Source organism: Amycolatopsis lurida (assembly GCF_900105055.1).
GTDB classification, from domain to species: Bacteria; Actinomycetota; Actinomycetes; order Mycobacteriales; family Pseudonocardiaceae; genus Amycolatopsis; species Amycolatopsis lurida.
Genome location: NZ_FNTA01000004.1, coordinates 6290093 through 6316044, shown reverse-complemented (window position 1 = coordinate 6316044; position 25952 = coordinate 6290093). Strand labels below are relative to the sequence as shown.

At 64.7% G+C, this 25952-nt stretch carries 16 protein-coding genes and 2 pseudogenes (1 of these 18 cut by a window edge); 10 read left to right on the top strand and 8 right to left on the bottom strand.

The genetic code is table 11. The annotated features are described in order from the left end of the window. Nucleotides 1–318 precede the first annotated feature (318 nt). Nucleotides 319–1539, top strand: a complete 1221-nt coding sequence (locus BLW75_RS34995) for a GDSL-type esterase/lipase family protein (RefSeq protein ID WP_241784217.1) — start codon at nt 319–321, stop codon at nt 1537–1539. Then, nucleotides 1536–3461 (top strand): discoidin domain-containing protein, encoded by a 1926-nt coding sequence (locus BLW75_RS34990; protein ID WP_034324689.1) that lies wholly within the window; start codon nt 1536–1538, stop codon nt 3459–3461. Before BLW75_RS34995 ends, BLW75_RS34990 begins: the two co-directional genes overlap by 4 nt. A 162-nt stretch (nt 3462–3623) precedes the next feature. Here the strand turns inward: BLW75_RS34990 and BLW75_RS43760 are convergent, their stop codons facing one another. Next, nucleotides 3624–4502 (bottom strand): helix-turn-helix transcriptional regulator, encoded by an 879-nt coding sequence (locus BLW75_RS43760; protein WP_241784219.1) that lies wholly within the window; start codon nt 4500–4502, stop codon nt 3624–3626. A gap of 990 nt (nt 4503–5492) precedes the next feature. Here BLW75_RS43760 and BLW75_RS34980 point away from each other — a divergent pair. The 8 genes and pseudogenes from BLW75_RS34980 to BLW75_RS34955 all read left to right on the top strand — a co-directional run. Continuing rightward, the gene (locus BLW75_RS34980; protein ID WP_338400021.1) at nt 5493–6176 is read left to right on the top strand and encodes a response regulator transcription factor; all 684 of its coding nucleotides are present in this window, start codon (nt 5493–5495) and stop codon (nt 6174–6176) included. A 69-nt stretch (nt 6177–6245) separates the two neighbouring features. After that, nucleotides 6246–6821, top strand: coding sequence for a DUF6069 family protein (locus BLW75_RS43755; RefSeq protein ID WP_241784221.1), 576 nt, complete (start codon nt 6246–6248; stop codon nt 6819–6821). A gap of 1311 nt (nt 6822–8132) precedes the next feature. Beyond that, on the top strand, nt 8133–8561 hold the full coding sequence (locus tag BLW75_RS43750) for a transposase (protein WP_244175793.1): 429 nt from the start codon (nt 8133–8135) through the stop codon (nt 8559–8561). Nucleotides 8562–8579: 18 nt separating this feature from the next. After that, nucleotides 8580–8735, top strand: a complete 156-nt coding sequence (locus BLW75_RS43745) for a transposase (protein WP_341865846.1) — start codon at nt 8580–8582, stop codon at nt 8733–8735. Then, complete coding sequence (locus BLW75_RS43740; protein ID WP_244175792.1) at nt 8713–9147, top strand: transposase; 435 nt, start codon at nt 8713–8715, stop codon at nt 9145–9147. The genes BLW75_RS43745 and BLW75_RS43740 overlap by 23 nt, the downstream gene beginning before the upstream one ends. Nucleotides 9148–9333: 186 nt before the next feature. Continuing rightward, a pseudogene (locus BLW75_RS34965) lies at nt 9334–10200 on the top strand (IS256 family transposase); the annotation flags it as partial. A gap of 572 nt (nt 10201–10772) precedes the next feature. After that, entirely contained in the window at nt 10773–12227 is a 1455-nt protein-coding gene (ltrA, locus tag BLW75_RS34960; protein ID WP_091600057.1) for a group II intron reverse transcriptase/maturase, read from the top strand. A gap of 110 nt (nt 12228–12337) precedes the next feature. Then, nucleotides 12338–12784: pseudogene (locus BLW75_RS34955) on the top strand (transposase); the annotation flags it as partial. 117 nt (nt 12785–12901) lie between these two features. On the opposite strand, the gene BLW75_RS34950 reads toward BLW75_RS34955, so the two are convergent. The 7 genes from BLW75_RS34950 to BLW75_RS34920 all read right to left on the bottom strand — a co-directional run. Continuing rightward, the gene (locus BLW75_RS34950; protein ID WP_167373555.1) at nt 12902–13486 is read right to left on the bottom strand and encodes a helix-turn-helix transcriptional regulator; all 585 of its coding nucleotides are present in this window, start codon (nt 13484–13486) and stop codon (nt 12902–12904) included. A gap of 251 nt (nt 13487–13737) precedes the next feature. Next, nucleotides 13738–14367, bottom strand: coding sequence for a hypothetical protein (locus tag BLW75_RS34945; protein WP_091599046.1), 630 nt, complete (start codon nt 14365–14367; stop codon nt 13738–13740). A gap of 49 nt (nt 14368–14416) precedes the next feature. Further along, nucleotides 14417–14839, bottom strand: a complete 423-nt coding sequence (locus BLW75_RS34940) for a cold-shock protein (RefSeq protein ID WP_167373553.1) — start codon at nt 14837–14839, stop codon at nt 14417–14419. Between the two features lie 159 nt (nt 14840–14998). Further along, nucleotides 14999–15643: a type VII secretion system-associated protein gene (locus BLW75_RS34935; RefSeq protein WP_395766763.1), complete on the bottom strand. Its 645-nt coding sequence runs from the start codon at nt 15641–15643 to the stop codon at nt 14999–15001. A 319-nt stretch (nt 15644–15962) separates the two neighbouring features. After that, nucleotides 15963–17198 carry a hypothetical protein gene (locus tag BLW75_RS34930; protein WP_034324347.1) on the bottom strand — a complete coding sequence of 412 codons (1236 nt, stop codon included), beginning with the start codon at nt 17196–17198 and terminating at the stop codon, nt 15963–15965. Further along, a complete protein-coding gene (locus tag BLW75_RS34925; protein WP_034324344.1) occupies nt 17195–18748 on the bottom strand; it encodes a hypothetical protein in 1554 nt (517 codons plus the stop codon). The genes BLW75_RS34930 and BLW75_RS34925 overlap by 4 nt, the downstream gene beginning before the upstream one ends. Further along, nucleotides 18745–25952, bottom strand: partial view of a protein-glutamine glutaminase family protein gene (locus BLW75_RS34920; RefSeq protein WP_091599036.1) — the end only. 43075 nt of this gene lie beyond the right edge of the window; the window shows 7208 of its 50283 coding nt (coding positions 43076–50283); its start codon lies off the right edge, out of view; its stop codon occupies nt 18745–18747. Before BLW75_RS34920 ends, BLW75_RS34925 begins: the two co-directional genes overlap by 4 nt.

Here is a 25952-nt window from a genome sequence, read left to right as displayed (position 1 = left end):
ACCCGCAACTTCGCCGCCGAGACGCCCACCACGACCGCAACCGCCCTGTCATCGTCATCGTAGATCCATTGCTGCCTGAAGACGGACCACGCATCTGGAGGCGCATTTGCCGATGATCGGGCGGGCGGTAATCGGACTTATTGGCGACGCGTTCGGATCACTGCCCGTCTGCGGCCTAGCAGAAACACACCGATCCGGCCTGCGGCGAACAAGCCACACGGACTTCCTTAGTCCACGCTCCGACTCCGGTCGGCACCCATCCCTATCAGGAGTCCCATGCGATACTCCGGACGCCCGGCCGTCGTCATGATAGCCTCAGTGCTTCTTACCGTTTCGATCGTCGGCTCGTCACCGGGTGTCGGTCTTCACGCACGCGGCTGGTTCACATCGTGGGCCGCTTCGCAGCAACGTCTGGCTTCGGTGACGTTGAAAGATCAATCAGTCCGCGTTGTCACTCATCTGAGCCAAGGCGGTGACGCGGTTCGTATTCGGATTCAGAACACCTTCGGCAGCACACCGCTCGTAGTCGATCGGACCACCATCGGGCACAGCGACGGGCAGGCCGGCGTGACCGGCGTACGGTCGGTCACCTTCGGTGGCCGCCGTTCAGTGACCGTCCCTCCCGGCGAAGACATCTGGAGCGACCCGGCCGAACTGGTCACCCGCCCTGACGAGGACCTGGCTGTCAGCATGTATGCCTCCGGCAGCGTCGTTCCCGGACAGCACGACAACGCGTTGCGGAATAATTACCTCACCCCTCCCGGCGCGGCGGACCACACCGCAGACACGTCCGGGAGTGCGTTCACCGAAAAAGTGACCGCGACCTACCTCGTCAGCGCAGTCGATGTGCACAACCTGGCATTGCGGGGCACAATCGTGCCGTACGGTAGTTCCGTCGTCGACGGTACGGGCAGCACCATTTGTAATCCTGGGTGCGGGGTTAAGCCAGTCAACCGGCGTTGGACCGACGCTCTCGCCCGGCGAATCACTGCGGAACTCCCGCCCACAAAGCAATTAGCCGTGGCTAACGCGGGTATCGCCGGGACGACCAGCGCCGCCGACTGCCCGCAGACGCCGACGGCGTTCCGCGGCTTGGACGCCAACACACGCATCGAACGCGACGTTCTCGCCCTGCATGGGGTCACCGACGTAATCTTCTACTACGGCACGAACGACCTCGCGTCTGGCTGCACTGCGGCGCCCATTCTCGACAGCTACCGGCGAGCGTTCGAGCGGCTGCACGCAGCGGGCATCGCTGTGTACGTCACACCGATCACGCCACGCCCAGGCTACTCCGACCAGAACAACAAGGATCGATACACGACGAGCACGTTCGTCAAGCAGTGGAATAGTTGCGCTGGAACCTGTGACGGCGTCGTCGACTTCGACCAGGTTCTCAAAGACCCGCTCAAGCCCAACAGCATCGCCCCAGGCTACGACGTCGGCGACGGGATCCACGTCAACATGGCCGGTCAACAAGCACTCGCCGACTACGTTCCTCTCGCGATGCTCGGCTCGGTTCGGAAAGGACATCGATGAAAGTCGCGCTGCACATCGCACTGGTCTCGGCGGTACTGGCCTCCTCGGGGTGTGCGCCTCCGACCTCACCGGAAGTCTGGTCATCACCTGCGACAGTCTCAGCGCGAGTGTGGGTTACCACGCCTGACCGCACCGAACTGCTCACCGAACGCCCAAGTGTCACCTTCGGCGCCAAACCGTCAGATCAGCCGACGATCGTCGTCGACTCGCGGCGCACCTATCAGCCGATCGACGGCTTCGGCGCCTCTCTTACCGACTCTGCGGCCGCTGCCCTGCAGAAGCTAGCGCCGAACGTGCGGGATGACACCATGCGTCGGCTGTTCGATCCCATCACAGGGATTGGTGTCAGCTTCCTGCGCCAGCCGATCGGGTCGTCCGACTTCACCGCGGCGTCCGAGCATTACACCTACGATGACATGCCCGCAGGTCAGACCGACTTTCCCCTCCACAATTTCGACATTTCACACGATCGGCTGGCGCCCCTGCCCCTGTTGCGGGAAGCAAAGCGGCTCAACCCGGAACTCAAGATCATGGGCACCCCGTGGAGCCCTCCCGCCTGGATGAAGACCACCGGTTCGCTCGTAGGAGGAAGGCTCAAGGACGACACCTCCGTCTACGACGCGTACGCCCGCTATCTGGTCGAGTTCGTCCGCGCGTACGCCGCGTCCGATGTGCCGATCGACTTTCTGTCCGTGCAGAACGAACCTCAGAATCGCGCTCCGGATGCCTACCCGGGCACCGATATGCCCGTTGCCCAGCAAGTGCGGGTGATCGAAGCACTCGGGCCCAAGCTACGACGAGCCAGTCCAGGCACGCGCATTCTCGCCTACGACCACAACTGGGCCACCCATCCTGACGACATCGCCACCACACCGCCGGGTTCGCCACCCGAAACGGACTACCCGTACGAGGTACTGCGAAGCCCGGCCGCGAAATGGATCGATGGCACGGCGTTCCACTGCTATTACGGTGACCCGAGCGCTCAGAGCGCACTCCACACCGAATTCCCGGACAAGGGTATCTGGTTCACCGAATGCTCCGGTTCGAGCAGCCTCGGTGAACCGCCCGAGAAGGTGTTTCGCGACACGCTGGCTTGGCACTCACGCAACGTTATCCTAGGCGCTACGCGGAATTGGGCGCGTTCAGCCGTCAACTGGAATATCGCCTTGGACCACACCGGCGGTCCGCACAACGGCGGCTGTGCCACCTGCACCGGCCTGATCACCGTGCGATCTGACGGAACCGTGACCCCCGGCGCCGAGTACTACACGATCGGGCACATGGCCAAGTTCGTCCGACCTGGAGCACGCCGGATCGCCAGTACATCCTTCGGTACCACCGGCTGGAACGGCCAGATCATGGACGTCGCGTTCCGAAACCCTGACGGCTCGACCGCCGTGATCGTCCACAACGAGAACGACGATCCGCGCAGCTTCGCCGTCACCTCTGGTGACCAGACCTTCGAGTACTCACTGCCAGGAGGCGCACTGGCTACTTTCTTATGGCCGCCGAGCAAAGCGCTCGAGAACAAGCTCGAGTACATCCCCCTCACGGCAGCAACCGCGACCGGAATGCCGGCGCACGCTCCAGCGGCGACCGCGATCGACGACGACGCCTCCACTCGCTGGACCACCGAGCAGCCGCAGCAACCGGGTCAGTACATCGATATCGACCTAGGTCGGCCACAGATTTTCCGGCGCCTGACCTTGGACAGCGGCGGCGATCTCGGCGACTACGCCCGCCACTGCGACGTCTACGTCAGCGACAACGGTGCCGACTGGCACCCGCTTGCTGGAGGCGCCGGCGCCGGCCAGCTGACGGTCATCGATGTCCGTCTTGCACAAGCGCGATACCTACGGATCGCCACCACGGCTTCAGCGGGTAACTGGTGGAGTCTGGCCGAGATAGCTCTGTACCGCTGAGCGCATCGGCCGCCACGCAGCCGCGTGGAGATAGCCGCTCGGCGTATCGAAGTGGTTGAAAGGTAAGGCAAAGATGGCGTCACCGACGCCGGGGGTCGTGAGTGGTGGTGATGATTAGAACCGTCATTACCACTCGCGACCACTCCGATCTCGAGCTTCCGTTCACCAGACGGGCATCATGAGCGCGGGCAACTCACTGCGACCGGTTATCCCAAGCTTGCGGTACACGTTTGACAGGTGGAATTCCACCGTGCCGGTGCCCAGGCTCAGCCGAGCGGCGATCGCCTTGTTCGCGAGGCCGGCCCTGGCGAAGTTCAGGACCTTGAGTTCTTGGGCGGTCAACTTGCCGTCGGTCCCCGACTCGCCCCACCTGCGTATAGCTTCGTCTATCTGGCGCACCCAGACGTCGCTGTTCATCGACTCTGCGGTCGCCCGCGCGGCCGTCAGAGCGGCATGGGCGTCCTGATATCGGGCTCTTAGACTCAGTCTAACACCCAGCTCGTATTGAGCCCGCAGCAAAGCACCCCGAGCGTGGCTACGCGCCAAGTATCCGATCGCTTCTTCGAACAACTTGATGTCTCGTCCCTCTTCGGACACCAAGGCAACGGCTCGAAGTGCGGCCCCCACACCATGCGCAGTTCCCCACTGCTGCGCGTGGAAGAGCTCCTCGTCCACGAGTGACAGAGCGAGGCTGCGCCGATCAGTCGCTGCGGCGCACAATGCCGCCGACGACCGCCAAGGGATCACGGCGGGATTCGTGACCCCCCAGGCGGCAAGCTCACGTCCGCAACTGGTGAAGTCCTCGTACGCCAACTGTGACCGTCCGGTGGCCTCTCGCACGGCACCACGGGCGGCCAATACCTCCGCGCGGTCGAATACACCGTCCAGGCTTTCGCCGAAACCGTGCTTGAGCAAGAACCCGTCGGCGCGTTCAAGTTCTCCGAGATCCAGCAAGGCAGCCGATCCCCAAGCGATCGCGACCTCTGTGAACTGCCTGACTACACCCTGACGAAGGGCGCCGTCGAGCAATTCCCAGGCCACCCGCGGTTCACCTCCAAGGGCCGCGACTCGCGCACGGAGCACCGTAAGAGCCGAACTGTGAGGATGAGTTCCAGACCAGCCCGATCGCGCCATCGCGCGATCGAGAAGGCCCTGTGCCTCTTCCAATTCGTCCGCGTAAACGAGAGATAGCACGGCGTACCAGAAACTCCCCAGATCACGCCAATCGAAGTCTTCGAGGGCTCGCTGGGCCAGTTCAGTTACGGTTTGTGGATCTCGACCTCGCGTAACCAGCAGCATCGCACAAGTTGCGTGCAAGCGATGGTACGGCACGGGGCCCCAGTTCCCCCGGGGGCGGACATCTCCAGGCCGGGGGCTGCCCGCGACATAAACCAGCCCGCCGAGGTCCGGTCCGATGATGCTCCTCGAAGCCCCCGCGAGCACATCATTGAGGGTAGCCAAAACCGCTTGGTCAGCTTCACTCCACCGCCCAAGGCGACCGAGCCGCGCGCGTTCCGTGCGCGCCAGGTCCAGGGCTCGGCGGATTTTCGCCACGTCCTCGGATATCTCCGGTTCTCGCATGTCACCCCCGGTCGCGTCTTGGCTAGCGGAAGTCCACCTTAGCCACGCACGGGTCCGGCTCCCGCATACAACTGTCACCTCCGGGCGCAGCTTCACCCAAACGGGGGGGCGCGGCGTTCACAACCACGGCGATGGCTTCACCCCATACTTGTTACCGGCCACCGGCGCCGAACCGATCGCAAACCGACATTTCAGGCGTTGCAACACACAGAAACACCGGAAGGGCGGATAGTGTTGCTCAAGCCTATTCGTTCCGCTTTTCAGTCCCATGCCCTTGCCCGTGTTACAAGTACATGAAGACCGCCTGCGGCCATAAGCCTAGGTGTGAACGGTCAGAAAGACGGAGCCAAAGGGCAGAGGAGGCTCGATCGCGTTGTTTCGCCAGCATAAAGTAAAGCATCCTTGATCAGGTCGACACAGCATGGAGGGTGACGAGTGCGAGTCTTACTCGTGGAAGACGATACCCGGCTCGCGTCCGCTCTCCGGGTTGCACTGGCACGGCACGACATCTTGGTCCACTGGGTTACCAAGGGCCGTGAAGCACTCGCGCATTTGGGCCTCTCTGACGTGATCTTACTCGACCTGGGTCTTCCCGACATGAACGGCTTCGATTTATGCCGTTCGATCCGAAAAGGATACGACACCCCAATTGTCATCGTCTCCGCCAGAGGAGAGACTTCCTACCGCGTGGCGGGGCTAAGATCCGGCGCGGACGATTACCTGGTGAAACCATTCAACGTTGAGGAGCTGATTGCGCGAATGGAGGCCATCTTGCGTCGGCGACACCATACCCAGCTGCGCGCACCGCCGGAACAATTCCGGATCGACGACGTGTTGATCGACTTCTCGCGCCGCGAGGTAGTCGTCGGCGAGGTGGCCGTGGCGCTCACTGGCAAAGAGTTCCGACTGCTCGAATTGATCGTCACCGCACAAGGAGCCGTCTGCCAACGCGAACGATTGATCAGCGGAATATGGGGAAAAACATGGCCAGGGGCTGGCCGCGCACTCAATGTCCAGGTCGGAGCACTTCGGGCCAAAGTCGGGCGCCCCGACATGATAGTCACAGTTCATGGGGTTGGCTACAGGCTAGCCGACAAGCTTGCTCCGACTGCCCGCACAAGTCACCGGACATAATCCAGCCGCAGGCTCTTTCCAGATCGCCGAACGGGCAAGACCGACCTGCAAACGGGCAAAGCCGGGCAGATGACGCAGATCGAGATTTTCATCCAGCCGGACTGCCCTGAAAGCAGCATCGATTTCTCGCCTCACGTGCGAACATCACAAAGAAGTCCATCGGTGACGAAGAGAGGTACCTGGACTATGAGATCCACGCAACGACAAAGTGTACTTCCTGCTCCGGCGGACCGTGGCCAAGCCCAGCCGCATCCGACCGCGCTCCGCTCCGTCCCGATGCGGCTGGGCTTGGCCACGGTGGCGGCGATGGCGGTGAATGCGCTTGTCGCCATCGCCGCAAGCTTACTCGATGCGCAGGGCACTAAGACGGGACTTGCCCCCATCGCCTTCCTGTCTCTTACTTTGATCGGTGTCCTAGCGGGAGCCTTCGGCTGGACGCTGATCGCGAAACGTATGTCTCGTCGGACGCTGCGCGTGGTCGTGCCAGCCACTGTGCTTTCCTGGATCCCTGACGTCCTGCTGCTCAACCAGGGAGCGACCATCGTGAACGTTGTCGGCCTCATGCTGATGCACCTGGTGGTAGCAGCTGCGGTGGTACTCGCCTTTCGCGGGCATAATCGAACCCCAATCAACGCCGACGATTAATCCTTCGACGGTGGCGTCATGACCGCACTCGAGGGTAAAAGACATGCTCTTGATCTGCACGACCACGGGCTACCGGCCGTTCGTTGCCGCCCACGCCGCGTACCACTTCCAGCGGTAGTCGCTGCGGTCCGACCGACCGTGCCACCGTATTCGTCGCGGCGTACACTTCTTCGGGCGTAGCGAAGTCAGACAGAAGATATCCACGCACGGCGTGGATCTCGGAAAATCAAACCCCGCCGCTTGCGTTCGTCTCGCCGCCTGCGCGAAGGCGGCGGCTACTTGCGCTATCTCGGCCCGTCCATTGGGGAAACTGAATCGCCGCGGCCGCACGCCGACGGGTTCCAATGACGCCGGTCGTCAGCCGGGGTTCGCTGTGGCCCGCCATGGCAAAGCTGCAGGGCACGACTCCTCCGTCGTGAATCGATCGCTTGAGCCAACTTGGCCAGGCCTGCCACGTCGTCGTCTCATTGGCGGCGACCTGACGCGGCCAGGATATGCCAGCGATCCTGATCAACGAAAGCGATTCGACGAAACCAGGTGTTTCGCCCTCCGCGATTTCCTTGTAGCGGCGAACCATCTGTTCCGTAACACGACCTTCAGCGGTCGCATAGTTGGAGACGCCGCGGACACGCAGTCGTGCTAACAGATCATGCGAAGCGAGTAGTTGGCCGAGCCGTCGTGCGGGAGAGACCATCTTTCCTGGTTGAAGGTGGCTGCGCTTAGCCGGGCGTGCGCAGCCCTGACAAAACCGGGACGGGTCAGCACTGTCGAATGTCTCGGGTCCGGCAAGCGACACGGAAAGGCCTACGCGAGAAACCACTGTTGTAACACTCGTCAAGAAGCGCGCCGACTCAAACTTGATGGATAGGGGTCGGATCGCGACGTGGACCCTCCCCTCATGTCGGGCGGGTCACTCCTGATTCCTGGTGCTGGGATGGATAGGGAGGCCACAGTGGAACGAGGCCTTGTCATGACCACCGTGTAAGCCATGGATGGACCAGGTTCAGGTCGTTGGACGTGGCCCAGAAAGGCTCTATCTGTGACCGAGAACACATCGCCTGATCGGGCTACGGGTCCCGCGGCCGGCGAGGCACTCGCTCGCGTGTTGTCACCGGAAACGCTTGATGCGTTGGTGAAGGACGCGTATGCGCATGGCGGGTCGCTGGGTGCGCACGAATTGCTGAACGAGATGACCAAGGCGGTGCTCGAGCGGGCGCTGGACGCGGAAATGACCCATCGTTTCGGATACGAGAAAGGAGACCCTGCCGGAAGCGGGTCCGGGAATCCCGGAACGGCAGGTCCCCGAAAACTGTGTCGACCTCGAATGGGCTGGTCGAGCTGGCGGTGCCGCGCGACCGGAACGGTTCGTTCGAACCGGCGATCGTGCCGAAACGCGCACGCAGGCTGGGTAATATCGACGAGGTGATCCTGTCGCTGCATTCCCGTGGCATGACGACCCGCGATATTGAATCACACCTTTATGAAGTTTATGGCGTGAACGCCTCACGGGAACTGATTTCCAACGTCACCGAGGTGGTTGCCGACGAGATCGCACTGTGGCAGACGCGTCCGCTGGACGAGGTCTACCCGATTCTCTTACGTCGACGGCATCCGCCTGCGGATCAAGGACAAGGGCGTGGTGACCACGAAGGTCGCCACCTGGCCGTCGGCGTGGACGTCGAAGGTCGTAAGCATGCCCTCGGCTTATGGATCGCCGACAGCGAAGCCGCGAAGTTCTGAGCCAAGGTCGTCACTGACCTGCGCAATCGGGGCCTGCGGAACATCCTGATCGCCTGCTGCGACGGTCTGCCCGGACTGCCTGACGCGATCCGCGGCGTCTTTCCCAACACCGTGGTCCAAACGTGCGTGGTCCACGTGATCAGAAAACGCGATGCGGTTCGTCTCCTACGGTGACCGCAAGAAAGTCGCCGCCGGAATGCGATCCATTTACACCGCACCCACGCTCGAGGCCGCCGAGATCGCACTCAAGAACTTCGCCAAAGAATTCGGCACCCAATACCCCGCCGCAGTCCAAGTCTGGCAGCACGCATGGAACGAATTCACCCCATTCCTGGACTATCCAGCCGAGCTGCGCCGAGTTGTCTACACGACAAACCTGATCGAGAACATCAACTTCCAGCTCCGGAAACTCACCAAGAACCGCGGTCACTTCGACAGCGACGCCGCCGCCATAAAACTCCTCTACCTCGGACTCCGGAACATCACCAGCCACCGCGGAGGACCATCAGGTACCGGAACCCGAGGCTGGAAACAAGCACTAAACACCCTCACCGCACTCTTTCCAGACCGACTGCCACTCCACTAGAATCAGAGAACAAATCATCCGTGGCTTACACGGAAATCATGACAGAGCCGGGTCGTGCGCAGCAATTCTGGTCAAAATCCGAAGGCACTCACGACGCCAGCGCCTGACCATGCGGGACTGTTCCAAGATCGGTGTTTCCGGCCCGACACGCCGGGCCGAGGTCCGGCGGGATGGGCACTGTGAGTGATGACATCGGACCTTGTGAGTCCACGCAAGAGTGAGTCCAAGCCGGCGCGGGAGCTGTCGCCGGAGCAGGCTGCTGCGGCGGCGATGGTGGCCGAAGCGAAGGCGCGGGGGCTGGCGTTGACCAGCCCGGATGGCTTGCTGAAGCTGTTCACCAAGAACGTGCTGGAAACCGCGCTGAACGAGGAGATGACCGAGCACCTCGGGCATGAGAAGAACCAGGCGGAGCCGGACCGTGACTCGACGAATGTCCGGAACGGCACTCGGCCGAAAACGGTGGTTTCGGACGCTGCGGGCGAGGTCGGGATCAACGTGCCTCGGGATCGGGAGAGCACGTTCGAGCCACAGATCGTGAAGAAACGGCAACGCCGTCTTACCGAGGTGGATGAGATCGTGTTGTCGTTGTATGCGAAGGGAATGACGACTGGCGATATCTCGGCGCATTTCGCCGAAATATCCGGGTCCTCGGTCAGCAAAGAAACGATCTCGCGGATCACCGACAAGGTCGTCGCCGAAATGAACGACTGGGCCGGCCGTCCACTGGATTCGGTCTACGTGGCCGTGTTCATCGACGCGATCCAGGTCAAGGTCCGCCACGGGCAGGTCGCCAACCGGCCCGTCTATGCCGCGATCGGCGTCACCGTGGACGGTCACAAGGACGTCCTGGGCTTGTGGATGGGCGTCGGCGGCGAGGGGGCGAAGTTCTGGATGAGCGTGCTGATCGACCTGAAGAATCGGGGCGTGCGGGACGTGTTCTTCCTCGTCTGCGACGGGCTCAAAGGTCTGCCCGACGTCGTGATGAACGTGTGGCCGCAAACTGTCGTGCAGACCTGCATCGTGCACTTGATTCGCAACGTGCGCCGTGAGGCGCCTGTTATTTCGATCGGGGGTGGGAGACCTTCGACGCTGGGCCGTCGCAGCGGTTCGGTGAAGCTGAGGGCAGCCTGACTCGTGGAGCGACGGGGAGGGTGGAAGCGGCCCTGACAAAGCCGGGACGTGCCAGTACCACCGGATGGTGCGGGTTCGGCGAGCGAGACGAGAAGGTGTACGTGAGGAACCAGCGGTGAAGCCTCGTTAGCAAGAACCGGCTCGAACCTGGTGGATCAGGGCCGGGACGCGGTGCGCGTTCTCACTGTTTCGATGGGAGCGTCCGTCATGATCGAAACCGTCGGTTGTGACAGCTCGGGATGAAAGTCTGCGGCGTAATCCCGAGGGCCGCCGGGGTATAGCTGGGCGCCTAACTCGTTGATCGGTAACAGGTGAACACGGGAACCGTCCCGGTTCCGCCTCGCGCGACCGCGTGTCCTATGTGGTGGCGCGGGGCTGGGTCCGCTGCCGGCCGATCGGGCCGGGACGGGGCGGAGCCGCCGTAGTAGTCCGAGGCCGGGAAAGCCGGTCACATGGCGAAGGGCGGCAGCGATGTGAGCGGGAAGGATGCTGTCATGCCGGAAGACGCGCCAGTGAATATCGGCGCTCTGCTCGACCGCCCTTTGCTGGTGCGAGAGCGGGTACTGGAGATTCAGACCAAACTGCACCGTTGGGCGACGGCCGACCGGGGCCGTCGCTTTGATGATCTGTTCAATCTCGTGGCGGACCCGGCGTTCCTCGTCATGGCGTGGACCAGGGTCCGGGAGAACAAGGGCGCCAGGACAGCTGGGATCGACGGGGCCACCGCGTGGTCGATCGAGAACAGCGGTCGCGGCGTGACGGGGTTCCTGACCGAACTGCGGTCCTCGTTGAAGGATCGAACGTTTCGGCCAACCCCGGTGCGCACCGCACAGATTCCCAAGGCAATCGGTAAAACCCGCCGCCTGGGGATCCCGACAGTGCGCGATCGCGTCGTCCAGGCGTCCCTGAAACTGGTGCTGGAACCTATCTTGGAAGCCGACTTCGACACGTCTAGTTACGGGTTCCGCCCGCAACGCCGATGCCAAGACGCCATCGAGGAGATCCGTTTCTATGCCGCACGCGGCTATGAGCAGGTCTTAGAGGGTGACATCGCCGCCTGCTTCGACGAAATCTCGCATCCGGCCCTGATGGACCGGCTGCGGGGCCGGGTCGGAGACCGGCGTGTCTTGGCGCTGATCAAGGCATTCCTGAAGGCGGGCCTGCTGGATGAGTTGCGCGACTTCCGGGACACCACCACTGGCACTCCCCAGGGCGGCATTCTTTCGCCGCTGCTGGCCAATCTCGCGCTGAGTGTTCTCGACGAGCATTTCCGCGCCCGGTGGGAGGCGATGGGCACCCAGACCCAACGCTGGCGAGCCACCCGGCGTGGAGCCGCGACCTATCGCCTGGTCCGTTACGCGGACGACTTCGTGGTGATGGTCTTTGGCACCCGGCAGCACGCCGAGAGCCTCTACGACGAGATCGAAACGGTACTCGGGCAAGTCGGGTTGCGGCTGGCGCCTGACAAAACCCGGGTCACCGGCATCGACGAGGGCTTCGATTTTCTCGGGTTTCGCATCCAGCGACACCGGCAGAAAGGGAGCGACCGGCGACTGATCTACACCTATCCATCGAAGAAGTCCCTGGCGGCGATTCGGCGGAAGGTCACCACAGCCACCGGTCGGCAGACAACCAGCCTTGCCGCGAACAAGTTGTTCGTCCGTTTAGGACAGATAACTCGCGGCTGGGCCATCTACTTTCGACATGGTGCTTCCAGCCGGGCGTTCGGCGCTCTGAACCACCATCTGTGGTGGAGAGTTTGGCGCTGGCTACGCAACAAGCACCCAAACCGGAACGCGAAGTGGATCATCCGCCACTACTACGGCCCCGGCCAGTGGTGGCCCACCAGCAACGGAGTTCGACTCTTCCAGCCCGCAACGGTGAGCATCCAGCGTTACCGATTCCGGGGCACGAGGATCCCGAACCCGTGGATGGCCCGGAAGGCATAACAACGGCACTCGTGGAGAGCCCGGTGCACGGAGACGGGCACGCCGGGTTCGGCGGGCGGCCCGCAGAAACGGACCGGTGGCAACACCGGCACCGCGCTGCGGGTCGACCCCACACCTTCCGGCTCGTGTCCCGCCGGGACTGGGACGCGGTGAAACGCGATATCAAACCCATCTACACCGCACCGAGCCCGGATGCCGCAGTGGCCGCTCTCGACGAATTCGAAGAGAAATGGGGTGCGAAGCATGGAGCAGTGATTCGTTTGTGGCGCAACGCTTGGGACGAGTTCACGCCGTTTCTCGACTACGACGTCGAGATCCGGACGATGATCTGTTCCACGAACGCGATCGAGTCGCTGAACGCCCGCTATCGGCGGGCGATTCGCGCGCGTGGACATTTCCCGACCGAGCAGGCCGCGATGAAGTGCCTGTACCTTGTGACCCGCAGCCTGGACCCCACCGGCACAGGCCGCGCCCGATGGACGATGCGCTGGAAACCAGTGATCAACGCCTTCGCCATCACGTTCGGTGACCGCTGGCCGGGAGCCGAAACCTACTGATCAACAACGCCGGAAACACCGATCATGGGATAGACCCGACCATGCGCCACCGGCCTAAACTAACCCACGAACACGACGCGTTTGGCCTTCTCCTCAATACTTCGTCGCGATGAATGCTCACCGGATGCATCCGGATCGGAGAGCGAGCAGCACCATCCGCGCCCGGTCACCGGTACCCAGCTTCTTACCGATCCGCGCGAGGTGACTCTTCACCGTAAGAGCGGAAATACCGAGTGCTGGGCCGATCTCCTTGTTGGTCTTCCCGTCGGCCACGTGCTCCAGGACACCGATCTCCCGAGTCGAAAGCTGGCACTCCTTACCGTCAACAAAGACGATCGACGATGTTTCGACGGGCTCAACGTCGTTGTCAGCCGGTGCCAGAACAACCAACGAAGGTGGCGCGAGGCCGACGTACCCCCGTGCTCCCGCCGCAATCGCGTCGGCCACGGCGGCCGGGCCGGTATTCGTACCCACGACGATGACCCTTGGCCATCCCCGCTCATGTAACCTATTCACCGCCTCGACAGCCGCCCCGTCGGAGTCTTCGGAGCGCACGACGGCGACATCACAGGGAAAGGTGGCCCCGCTGACCTCGGCGGCTTCGCTCGCCGGAAGGAGGACGGACTGCACGAACGCGCCCATGGCAGCCAGACGACTCTGCACGTCGTCCCCTTGCGACACTTCGTGCTCGAACAGCAGCACCCGGATGCATGTCGTCCCCCGCAATGCCCCAAAGGCGCTTCCCCCCGGCGAAGAATCGGGCACGTCGACTCGAGCCTGCCGACCACGGGGCAGGCCAGTGTGGGATTCCGAAGCAATCACTCCCTGAAACGCTCAACAGGCGCAATCGAGTTGCGCTGGCAACGCGACTCTTCTTTTTGAGCGTCTGAACGTCAATTCTTGAGAGAAGGATGGGGAACACCTTTGCCCTTGAGGCCCCGGCAGTTGCAAATTCAGGCGTGCTGCCGCAGGCCTGCCAGCAGATCCGGCCCTGGAACACAGCGCGCGGCCCCGACGGCACGAACGGTGTCGCCCAGCCTGCCGCTCGAAGCCGCCACCCGCGGGAGCACAGCGGCCACACGGCAGCTGGCAAGGACATCAAGGTCGGTTCTTTCGATCCGATTCGTCACCAGAACGGCCGGCGCGTCGAACCGTCGTGCCGAAACCTGTAGTAGTTGCATGAAATCCGCGTCCACCTGGTCGGTCGCGTGCACGCACACATCGACCCGAGGGCGCAGTTTCCCCGAATTCGGTACAACAACCAGCCCGGGCGCTGCCTGCAAGCAGGCGCCCAGACCGGCCAGCGTGATGGGCTCGACCGCGTTCGGCAAAACCCGAACCGAACGGCCGAGCCCCGCATCCACGTACCTGCTGCCGCGCCCGGCCGATACGCATTTCCCGTTGCTTCTGCCGATGGCTGACCACCGCTCAAGCAACAGATCACTCCAGATCAGCTGCATCCACAGTTCTTCGGAATTCGACGATGACGGATGACTGAGGATGTACCGCCGGATGTCGGTGATTTCGGATTCGAGGCTCCGCAGTTCCAGCGCCTCGTCAGGAGTCGCCCGCGCCGTGTACACAGCACCATCCCCTCATCTTTCGCCTGCCGAGACCCAACGGCACGGACCCCTATTCGTCGATCCAGCAGTACTTGCGAGCCAGCTCGACGATTCCCGCCCGCACCGCGAGGATCTGCTGCCCGGTCAGACCTGGCACGCAGGTCAACAGGGCCTCGGTGAGCTCATCACGCAGTTCTTGTGCTGTGAGAACGTCGCACGCCATCTCGTCCTCGTACACGACCCCAGCAGGTTGAGCGACAGCAGGCGGCGCCTCGGCCTGCTGCTCGGCCAGGTTCACCCGCGACGCTTTGAGACCGCGGTCGCCCTCTTCGGCAGCGAACCGGACACGCACGCCCGGCACGATCAGTCGCTTGTCGCACTCGAGGTCGTTGACGTGAAGGAAGAAGTCTTCATTTCCATCGTCCGGCGCCACGAATCCGTATCCGCGGACATCGTCGAATCGAAGCACCTTGCCCGTGAGCACGGGAGACATTCCGCCACCTCATTCATCCTAGAAAGCCACCACGGCCGCCTTAAACGCCCGTCGACCTAGATCGTAACCACGACGTGATACCGCCGGCCAGGTACCGGCATGAACGGGCAATCAAAGCTATCCAAACCTCCTTGCAGCCAGGCCGGAAGGGTGGCTCAGTTACGCCCCGGATCCGGTCGCCTTGGTGCCGGGTTTCGACGTCGCTCCTGGCTCCCAGGTGGTCACCCGGAGCGCTGACGTGCCCCGGGCGCTGTTCGCATAGAGCTCGGCCACCTGCTCGTCTTCCATCATCAGCGACTCATGCATGAACTCACCGTTGAGCCGCACAGCCGCCGGGCCTGCAGGGTTGAACAGCACATCTACTTCTTCGGGGAGCAGCTCGATCAGCTCACTGAGGTCGATCCGCCGCCAGTCGGGCGACACGATCCGCCGTCGGTGCGGTTCACCGGTCGCCACGACGACGCACCTGATGTCATCGGGCGACTTCGTGATCAACGGACGCCCGTCGCCGTTCATCGCGATGTCGAAGAGCGAGTCGCGCAGGAGCAACTGGATGTGCTCGGCCTCAGCACGTCCTTGCAGGACCAGCCGCAGCACCGCGTCCAGAGGATCCGACGGCGAGTTTTCGTCGGCCGGAACGTACTCCGGGTTGGCCCGGAATTTGCCGGGTTTTCCCTCGTCCTCCACCGGCCAGAGGCCGACGACGGACTCGATCGGCGGTGGCTCGTTCTCCGAGGTCGGACGCCAGGAGGGATCCATCAACAGGAACCAGTTCTCAATCGAGTCGCCAGCCGGATCGGTCATGGTAGTCATCCTTCACCTTATTCATCGAGTTCGCTCCCCTGCGCGGCCATCTCGCCGACCGGTTTCGTCGTCGCAGTGGCCGAGCCAGTGGCTCCATATTCGGTATCGCGCTTTCTCCGGTCGCGTCGGTGCACGGATGTGCCGTGCACCGACGCCGAACGCCATCAAGGGACGCTCCCCGGCTGGGAAGGATTTGCCGGTGCGCGCAGCTTCGGGTCCACTTGCACGTAGCCGGCTTCGTGATGCGACTCCAGCGCCTTGGGGGTAATCCGCTCGAACCCGGGGCCGGTCAGCTGGAGGACGCCGTCTTCGCCGAAGGCTAGCCGGCCCTGCGGACCGTAGAAGGTCCGTGGACAGCCTGCCTGAACGAATGTGTTGGCGAACTCGCGCAGCCCGGCAGGCAGACCGCCGATGCTCGCGAGCAAGACCGGAGGGCCGTGACGCCGACGGTCGGCTTCAACACCCCCGTCTCGTGCAATCCCGGGCCGCTGCAGAGGGAATGGGCCAGCACCTCCGGCAGAAGATCCAGCTCCTGACCGTCCCCGCGGATGGCGCGGTAGCCGGTTTCACTCCGCCGTGCGAACAGTATTACCGGACGCCGCGGCCAAGGAGTAACAGCCCATCGCCCGTCCGCGGCGAGGTACGCGGCGGGGGCCCCTTGGTCCTTGGCGGCCCAGCGCCGGACCCGCGCGAGGGCATCGGTGTCCCCGGAAAATCGGACGAACTTGCCGATCCTCGCCCCTGCCGGACCGGTGATCACAGTGGTCTGCAAGTCACCTGCCCGCGGCACCGATACCAGCGTGAGCGTGCCGCCCGCGTCACGCACGTGGACGTCGTTGAAAAAGTTCTCGGCGCGCAGGGCGCCGGCGAGGTCGAAGCCGAGTCCGCCATAGCCCACCCGGACGTCGGTTGCGCCGGTGTCGAGCACCACCGCCCGGTTCTGCGTGAGCTGACTTCGGAACTCCGTGTCGCCGAGCAGCAACGTGCCCAGAGCGGTGCCGTCCAGATCGATGAGCTTGCCGTCCGGGCGCTCGACCCTGGCCGACGTCTCGGTTCCTTTCATCGCCAAGACCAGAAAGTCCTGGTGGCCGTAGTGGGCCGGAGCCGTGTCGTGGGACGCTACCCGATCGTCGGCCCAGATGTAGCGGAGGTCGGCCGGGTTCAGCGGCGGCGGCGTCGTGACCTGCCACGGGCCGGTCAGCTCGATCAGCTTCGCCACGAAGGCCTCGTCGAGTGAGCGATCACCCGGGTGCGCGTAGTCCTGGCAGGTGGTCACGGCCAGGAGCGGACGCATCGCACTCGCGGCCATGCGTTGGAACTCGGGGGTGGCGGCGAGCCGATCCGCCAGCTCCTCGGGGGTGAGCAGCGTATGCCGGCCGTCCTTCAACGGCACCTGGTAACGGCCGCTCGCTGCACGGAAGAACAGGCGGACCGGTCCACGGCCGCCGGTCCGGTCCGCAGCGTAGCCCCCACCGCCGGCATTGCGAGTCTGGCTCATGTGGCCTTTCCCTGCGCTGTCCGTCGCCCCGCTCTCGTGGGCCTGCGCGTCCTTCATCGCCAGCTCCAGTTCACATTGTCGGAGGAGACCTGGTCCGAGGGCACCGCTACCCCGGGTGACGCCGGTGCGCCGGCTCCGGCGAGCGTGAGGAACGGCGTACCGCCGAACCCTGGCCACGCCGCAGATGGACCGGGCGCCGCGGCCTGCGGTTTCGGAGCGGCGTGCGCCCACACCTGGTCCAATGCCTGTCGCAGGTCGGTGACGCCGGTGCGCAGAGGTTGCTCACCGCCAGGTCGCAGTTCGATCCACTCGGAGTCGGACTCGATGCGGCCGTCCTCGGTCACCTGCACCCGGCCGTGAGTCACCACGGTCGGCACCGAGACCTCGGCCATGACCGCCAGCCCCAACCGAGCGGCGCCGCCGGACACCGCCAGTACCAGTCTCGCTTCGAAGCCGGCGTGCTTCGCCTCGTCGGCCGCGTTGCCCGTCACTCCGCGTGCCGCCAGCACCTTCGCGAAGCCGGCGAACGGCACGGGATCTCTCCGCCACATCTCGACGGTGCGCCGTCCGGGGCTCGCCGTCGCGACGACGATCTCCGCTCCGGCGTACTCCTGCAGCTTTCCGCTGATCTGCAGTACGTCAGGAACGCTGTCGCCCCGCGTCGGGAAGATCCACCCGCGCGCGCCGGGACCGATGACAGTCTGGGCCCGGAGCTGGTGGTCGTTGGCGCCCTGATCCGTCCACGGCGACGTCCAGGCATACAGTGCCACAGCCAGCTTCTGGGCAGCCGGGCTCAACGGTAGCAACGCCAGGAAGTCGAGCAGCCGCCCGAGTTCCGTCTCGTTCGTCCCGGTCTCCGGCTCGTGTCCCAGCAACCGCGGATCGGCCATCAGCTCGTCCAGCCGGCGGTAGAGCGAAGGATCCTTCGCCGCCAGCACCATGGCCGCCGAAATCTCGGCGTGCACCTGCCACACCGCCGGGTCCAGGCTGCCCGCCCAGAACCGGAATTCCAGCCAGTCGCTCGCGTCACCGTCCACGTACTGGAAGTTGATCGCGTCGTACTTGCTGGTACTCAGTGCCTGGACCTCGTCGATCGAGACGATTTCCCTTGCCGGCGGCGGGATCGGATTAGGGCCGACCGCCCACAGATCCCGCTGGAGCGCGGTAGCGCCGTAATGGTTACCCAGCCGGTAGAGCAGGCTCTCGAACGCCATATTCAGTTGAGCCACCCGGCCGTACACCGGCGGCTCCAGTTGCTCCTCGAAGCTGAAGTTGACATGCCCGCCCACGTGGTCGGCTTGCGCCGACGCGCCGTCGACCCCGCGGTACGAGCAAATGATCTCGAGCACCGCCGCCAGATTGGCCCAGCTCTTCGCCGCTCCGGGCAGGATCGGCGAGATCACCTCCACTCCGTAGTCGTGAGCCCCTTCCTCCACTACCGCCCAATCGCCGAAGCCCGCCTCGTCCAGCTTCGCGCGCAACACCGCATTCACGTCTACGAAATCTTCGCCGATCACCTGGAATTCGAGCTCGAAGCCGAACTGTGCGTCCGGTCGGCCAGTCAAGCCGCTCGGTACGCCGGCGGGGTGGAAGGTCAGCGGACTCACAGGTCCTCCTCGACCAGGGGCACGGCGCTCTCGTAGTCACGGCCCACCTGCTGCAGGCGCAGGTCACGCAGACGACCGGTCAGATTCCGGGCATCCACCAGCCGCTTCGACAGTCCTGCAAGGTCCTGCTCGGACAGATGCCTTCCCGAAAGCCACTTCGCGTACGCTGACCACACCTTTATTCGGTCACGCAGCTCCGGGGCGAAGCTGGCCGGAAGCACCGCCAGATGCCGTTCCATCTGCGCGATCTCATCGGACAGCTGCCCGATGAGACCCGGGACGTCAGCAGAGGCCGGTGCAGCGTATTCCGGATCGCTCTTACCCTCCGCGTCCAGCTCCGAGTCAAATTCGGGCGCGTCCACCATCGGAACGTCCGCATCAGCTCGGTCCGTCTCCACACCCGAGCCGGAGCGCTCCGCGCCGCCGCGCCCAGTTACCCGGGTGTGAGGGGCCACCACCGGATCGGCCTCACCGGAGGGGCCGGCGGATTCGCCGACAGCATCGGGGACCAGTAATGTGAACGCCTTGTTGAGCTTCCGGACGGCGTCCGTCGACATGTAATCGTCGATGACCTGGCGGACCGCCCGCTCGCCGAGATCGTGCTCCACGAGCCGGACGTCGATCCGCGCGCTCGGCCCTACGCCTTCCGGTGCCTGGGCACCGGACACGCGGACAGCAACGTGGTCCGCCCGCAGGTCCAGGCCCAGTCTGCTCAGCTGCAACGCCTCCGCGACCAGCTCGTCCCAGAACATCGCAGCCACCACGTCCGCCCGCTTCCGCCCCGTCTTCTCGGCCGCCTTCTCACCGCCCAGCAGGCCGGGCCGACCGAAGCCCCGGATCGTGACCTCCGGTAGCTCCACATCATTCCGCCGGCGCCAGGCCGCGGCCCGGGCGACCTGCCGCGCGACCCTGCGTACCGCCGCGACCTCCGACCCCGGCAGTGACTTGCTCTTCGACGGGAAGCCGACCTCCACCGCCTCGATCCGGCTCGCCGCGAGGTCGGCTAGCGGGACATCCGGGACGGCGGCCCCGTCCGGAAGGGCCTCGGTGAACTTGCCGCCGTCCACCACTCGGCGCAGGGCCGTGCGGTTAGTCACCTCAACGTCGTGGGTTGCGCCGAAAACCCGGGCGGGCCCTACTAACCGGTGCCATTCGGCCTTGAGGAGATTCGCGGCGGGCGCCGCAGCAACAGGTACGCCGGATTCGCCGGTGGGGATCGCCGTCGTCGAGCACTGCACCAGGGCGATCGAAGCCGCCGGATCGACACCTGCTTGCCGGTACACCTCGGTACCGGCAATGATTCGCGCGCCAGCAGCGCCGTCTAATTTGACCGTATCCCCGATGTGCAACGGCAGGTCGGTCTTCAGCCCGAAACTCAGCCACCCACCGTTGTCACCGTGCCCGTCTATATACCATACCGGAAGTGCGCTTCCCGCCCAAGATGCAAGGACCGGAACGAAGCACTCGACATTGCTGTTGTCCGCCGCCGGCTTCTCCTCGCCACGGAAGTAGTACTGCTGTCGTGTGGCGGAATCCAAGAATGCGGGCAAGAACATGTCGGTGGCGTCATTCTCCGACAGCGGCAAGAACTGGCCGTGGGTACCGAGCCGTTCGTTGGCCATGGCGTAAGTGACGACGTCGTCGGGTCCGGGTAGCGGCGCTGCCTCGGTTTCAAAGGCGTCTCGAGTTGTTATGCGGCCGCCCCGGGACAGCTTGATGTCGCCCCGCGTGTGATGGATCAAACGCGAGTAACCACCGCGGAGCAACGCCTGCGTGAATTCGCGCCCCCCCCTGGCGTTCCCCTTCAGTGCGGCGAACACGAGTGCACGATCCGAGGGACGACCATCGCCCCTGCCCAGCATCTTCCGCAAAACGGGATCCCCGCGCACGATCCAGGCCAGCTCCGCCGGGGTGAGGTGTTCCATCACGCCGTCCTGCCGGATGACCTCATAGCCCTGGTCGCTGACACCCGCGAACAGGAACACCGGCATCTGGTCTCCCCACGGCGAATCCGCCACCGCCGCAGCTGAACCGCCGCCGACCTTGTACGTCCGCAGACGATCGGCCGTCACGTTCCGAGCCCACTCCTTCGCGAGATGGAAGGCGTCGTCGTCGCCGGCGTACCGCACGAACAGCGCGACCGGCTCTCCATCCCCGTTCCTCAACACTTCGGTCCGCACATCTCCGGCCCGCAAACCCGACACCGGCAGGAACTCGGTGTGCTCACTCGTGTGAATCCGATTCCGATCGATCCTCGCGGCACCGTTCGGCGCGTAAACGTCGGTGAAGAAACCCTCCGCACGCAGGGCTCCGGCGAAGTCGAAACCCAGTCCACCGAAGTTCCCCAAGGTGCTGCCATCGCGTGCGACCAACACCACCGGTCGTTGCGGGTCGGCTTCCAGCCGCTGCCGGAAGCCCGGGTCGGCGAGCAGCATCCTGCCGAGCTGGCGGCCATCGAGTTCGAGCACGTGCCCGGTCTGGGTGGCGATGCGGGCGAAGGTCCCGTCCGGCGAATCAACCGAGACGATTAACGGCTTCTTCGGCGCCCACGGCCCGCCCAGATCGGCGGTGCCCTCCCGGACCGCATCGATGAAGACCCTCAGCGCCGCCCTCTCACCCGCCGGATGGCGCAGTGTGCCGGGCACGGGAAAGCCGAACACCCCGTCCGACGCCTCATGCCTCACCTCCGCCAGTGCTGGCGGCGGCCCTTCGACGAACTCGCTCCCCCCCGGGACAGACAGGATGGGTCGTCCATCGATGATGGAGTACCGGCCGGTGTAATCGTAGGTCTGCCACGGCCCGGACACCGCGCGAAGCTTCGCCAAAAACCTTCGGTTCGCATCGCTCACCGTGGCGGCCTTCGACGAACTAGTCTTACTGAACACGAGCAACGACGGACGAGTCAGGCCCGCAGTCAACTCCCGAAACGCGGAAGCCTTCGCCACCAGCTCGGCGGATACCTCGGGGCTAAGGTGCCAGACGCTGCCATCGGTCAAAGGAACGAAGAATTTGTCGCCGATAACCCGCAGGAAGATTTCCACAGGACGGGTCCGGAGCCCATCAGTCTGATTGGCCCACGCTTGGATTGACGTTTTGGAGAACTCTTTGCCCGTGGCGTCGGTGTAGGTCTCGTTCACGGCCCGCAGGCTATGGTCGTTGGTCAGTCTCAACGTGCTGGCTTCCTCGCGAGTAAGGATCGCCGAATGGGCGAAGCCCATACCAAACCGCCGTCTGTCGACGCCCGATAACTGCTTCCACTTGACGTCATCCGGCCGGATTTCCGCGACATCTTCGAAAAGGCCGTCGTTCTCCAGAACCGTATAACCGGCGTCGTCCAGTTCCAGCCGCTCGGTCGCCGCGGACACCCGGCGGTACGGTCCATCACCGCGAAGCGCCTCTGCGAACTCCTTGGCCGCACGTGTCGACTCATCGGGATGCGCGGGATCCGCACCGACCAGCCAGACCGACACCGAGGGATTGGCTGCGTGCTGCCGGAACGCCGACGAATTCCGGACGTACCGCGCCAGGGTGACGCCGTCGATCAGCGCGCCGCCGACGAGGAACTTCCCCTTGTGACCGGTGACATAGACGAAGAAGGTTTTCTCCCTGCCGGCCGGAGGGGGTAAGGCGTCATGTACCCGTTGCCACCAGGCCCGCTCTGACGCGAGGCCAGAATCGAAGCTAACCCCACCGACCGAGTGCGCGTTCGGAGCATGTTGCGCGCCCTTTGGCGCATCGGGCATCGATATCATCACGATGACCCTGCCTTTGGGGCCAGGGTCGGTCACGATGACCGGCAACGGCTGCCCGGGATCGTTGCCCAGTTCACCCTGCAACAAGGCGGCAACGATCCGGGTGTCACGCACTGGGCCTGAGATAGCGACACGCGGTGCCGGCAGGCCGACAGCCCGCTGCGACCGCACCGACGCCTTCAAAGCGTCCGCCAGCCGCTTCAGGTCCGCCCGTCGGCCGGGTTCGGCCAGACGTGGCTGCGTGTCGTCGACGACGTAGATGTGGGGTCGGGCGAACTCCGCGTTCGCCGGACCGGTCGGCGAAGCGGTCCCGACCCCGGAGGAGAGGCTTCCCGGCCCCATATCGTCGCCGACCCGTGGCACGGCGGCTAGCTCGGCCAGGCCGGCCTGCGACGCCCGACGCTGCTCCGTCTGCGGCGCGGCGTCCAGGAAGGTTTCGTCATTTTCCATGTCCGCGTTCTGATCGGCCGACGGCGGATCTTCCCCTTCCTCCCACACCGTGTCCAGGCCGCCGGGCGCGATCTGTTTTCCTTCGCGCCGACTGCCTTCCGCCACGGGCCCCTCGGGGTCGGTGGAACGGCCTTCTCGCTTGTCGCGCTCGTCGTCGATCCAGATTTCGACGACGGGAAGACCGGGGGTGGCTACGAGATGCGGGGTGCCCGCCAGCCCGAGCTCGACCCGGCCCAGTCGCCGATTCATCGGAGTGGGAGCCTGGGCCAAGCGGAGCAGTGCATCCCATTCGTCAGTGACCAGCGACATCCGGCGCGAGGCCGTGGCCGGGTCACCGAGCACGCGATAGCGCACGCGCGGGGTCCGGTTCCGTTCGCGCTCGTCGAGGAGGTGCCGGACCAGACGGAACAGTTCCGCTCGTTGCGCGCTCGGCAACCGTGGCATCCCGGACGGCAGCTCGATGCGGGCAGCCGGTCGGCCGCCCGTCAGCACGGGGTCGTTTTGCGCGGTTTCGAGTGCGGTTTCGTAGCGCTGTTTCGCGAGCCACCACTTCCCTGCCGCGCGCCGTTCGGCGGCGTTCGCGCTGCCGGGACGCGACCCCGCCCGCGCACCTCCACGCGCGGCCGTCCACTCACGGTCACGCTGCGCCAGCTCGGTCGCCCGCCGCACCAGCGAAACCGGCAGACGATCACTGCGATCCGCCCGGCGGATGTGATAGCCCTGCGCGAAATCGACGTCGACGACAGCCGGTTTCCGCCGGGAACTCTTCGTGGTGGGTTCGGCCACGAAGCGGAACTGGGTCGGGTACGACCACGAACTGGTGATCGGATCCGGCGACGGCTTGGTGCCCGGCTCCGGTAGCGAGCCACCCGCCGACTTCCGCACAGTGCCGTACTCGTCTTCGCCGGCCGCGGCGCCGTGTACTTCGACCGGCAGCGAAAAGTCGCCGAGGTTTCCGAACAGCTGCCGCCCCTCCTCAACGCTCTCGTGACCAGGAGCCTGCGGCACACCTCCGCCCACCAGCGGCAAAGAAGCGACCACATTGGCGCTGCCACTGCCGCGTTGCTCTTCGGTCTCGCGGGCGGAACTCGTGCTCCCGTCCAGCTTGATCCGCGCGCTCACACTGGTCAGGGCGCCCGGCCCCTCGATCCGCGAATGCACGACCAAGCGGGCCCCCAGCTCCGCCGGAAGCTCCAGCTCGGTCCCCGTGCGGGATCGTGGCCCGGCCAGTGCACCCAGCCTGCTGGGTCGCAGGTGCTCGCGCAGCATCGCTCGCGCCGCCGCATCCGGTTTCTTCCCGGTGGCCTGCTCGAGGGCCGATGCGGCTGCGTCCACCAGAGCCTCGACCTTCCCGTCGAACCCGATCACACGGTAGCGGGCCGGATCCTCGGGAAGCTGCTCTGCCCCCGGCGCCTCGTGCCAGCGGTGCGTGGGAGCGTCGTCGGCTTCAGTGTGCGGGCGGCGCTCCACGACGCCGGCCGATCGGTGCCCACCGCCAGCGTCGCGATCCTCGACCGGTGAGAGGGTGAGCACGGTGCGGGTGTCCGGAGCGGCCGCGATGCGTTCACCGTGCCTTTCGATGCGGACGTCGAACAGGACTTCGGCACGACGTTCCGCCAAGGCGCCGCTGACGACCTCGGATTGCACGTACTCGCTGGTCTGCTTACGCATGCGGTTCCGGAACTGGCTCAGCCATTCGACGATGTGTACGGCTCCGTACCCGAGGAGGCCGTACGGTGCGCCGTGAGCACCGGCTTCGCCTCCCGAACTGCCGTGCTCGGATTCAGGCCCGAACTTCACAGCCGCGTTCGACAAGGTCATTAACTCAGCCAGAACCCGCTTGACATTACGCCCCGATTTCTCCTCCGCCGACGCCGCCGAAACCTTGGCGAGCTCACCGTGAGCTATTCCCACGGCTTCGGGCGAGCCGAGCAACTGTGCGCCGACGACCAGTTCGTAGGTTTCTCCTGTCAGCCGGCTGTCTTCAGCTCGGATCGATGTGCTGGCGCCTCCGTTAGCGAGATCCGCCAACGGCCCTTCGAGTCGGGACAGGAACCGTTCGGCCGCGCGGTAGTTGTCGTGTTCGGCTCCCAACCGCGACGACAGCGGCAGGATCTGATCGGCCTTCTTTTGCCCGAGCCGCCGCACGAGCTGGCGGTGAAGCAGCTCCAGCCGGTCACTGAGATCGATGGACTCGGTGACCCCGTCCGCCCAGTTCGCGCCACCGAGCGCATACCCATCGGGCACTGCCCGGCTGCCGTCGAAGTCGCCGACCGGCGCCGGCACCGCGGCGGGCCGCGCGGCCCGGAGGGCGTCCACCTCGGCCTGCCTGATCCGGATTTCGTGTAGCTGTTTCTCGGTCACCACGACACGGACGGCCTTCGGCAGCTCGAGCCGTTTGGCTGCTTGCCGACCCGGCCGTGGCCGGCGGAACAGCCACCGATCGAGGTTGCCCTGCCGGAACGTCTCCGCCGCGACGGTCGCCTCCAGAGTGGCCTCTATCAGGTAAAGACGGCGGGGTTCGCCGGTCAGCGAACGCGTGGTCGAGATCTTCGTCTTCCGGGCGGACTTCGTGCCGGAGCTGGTTTTCCACATACCCAGTTCGGCCACCGTCAGGTTCGCAGCGTGGGCGCTGATGCCCGAGCTGTGCAGCGCACCGTCACTGACGATTAACGCCGCGGGTTCGACCTCGTTGCTCTGCGTCCACGTGCTGTCTGCCTCCGCCGAAGTTTCGCTGGTGCCGGTCACGGCGTGTTCGGGCTGTTCCCACAACTTGTCGATCACCTGCGGATCAAGCAGCCGGTAGGAGACGGCCACCGCTGCGGTCGTGTCCGCTCGACGACGCTTCCAGCGCAGACCGTCGATGCGCGTCGGTCGGCTGAACGCCCGCAGGTCGATGCGCATCGAATCCATCGAGATCGCCTGATCGATCAGTGCGGAGTTGTCCCCGTCCTCGAACTTCCAGATGTCATCGCCGGATGCGCCCTTCAGCACGTCACGGA

Coding starts and splice junctions, on each gene's coding strand:
- ltrA (WP_091600057.1), top strand. CDS start 10,773: ATGCCGGAAGACGCGCCAGTGAATATCGGCGCTCTGCTCGACCGCCCT.
- BLW75_RS43755 (WP_241784221.1), top strand. CDS start 6,246: ATGACGCAGATCGAGATTTTCATCCAGCCGGACTGCCCTGAAAGCAGC.
- BLW75_RS34930 (WP_034324347.1), bottom strand. CDS start 17,198: ATGAAGGACGCGCAGGCCCACGAGAGCGGGGCGACGGACAGCGCAGGG.
- BLW75_RS43740 (WP_244175792.1), top strand. CDS start 8,713: ATGCGGTTCGTCTCCTACGGTGACCGCAAGAAAGTCGCCGCCGGAATG.
- BLW75_RS34940 (WP_167373553.1), bottom strand. CDS start 14,839: ATGTCTCCCGTGCTCACGGGCAAGGTGCTTCGATTCGACGATGTCCGC.
- BLW75_RS34990 (WP_034324689.1), top strand. CDS start 1,536: ATGAAAGTCGCGCTGCACATCGCACTGGTCTCGGCGGTACTGGCCTCC.
- BLW75_RS34935 (WP_395766763.1), bottom strand. CDS start 15,643: ATGACCGATCCGGCTGGCGACTCGATTGAGAACTGGTTCCTGTTGATG.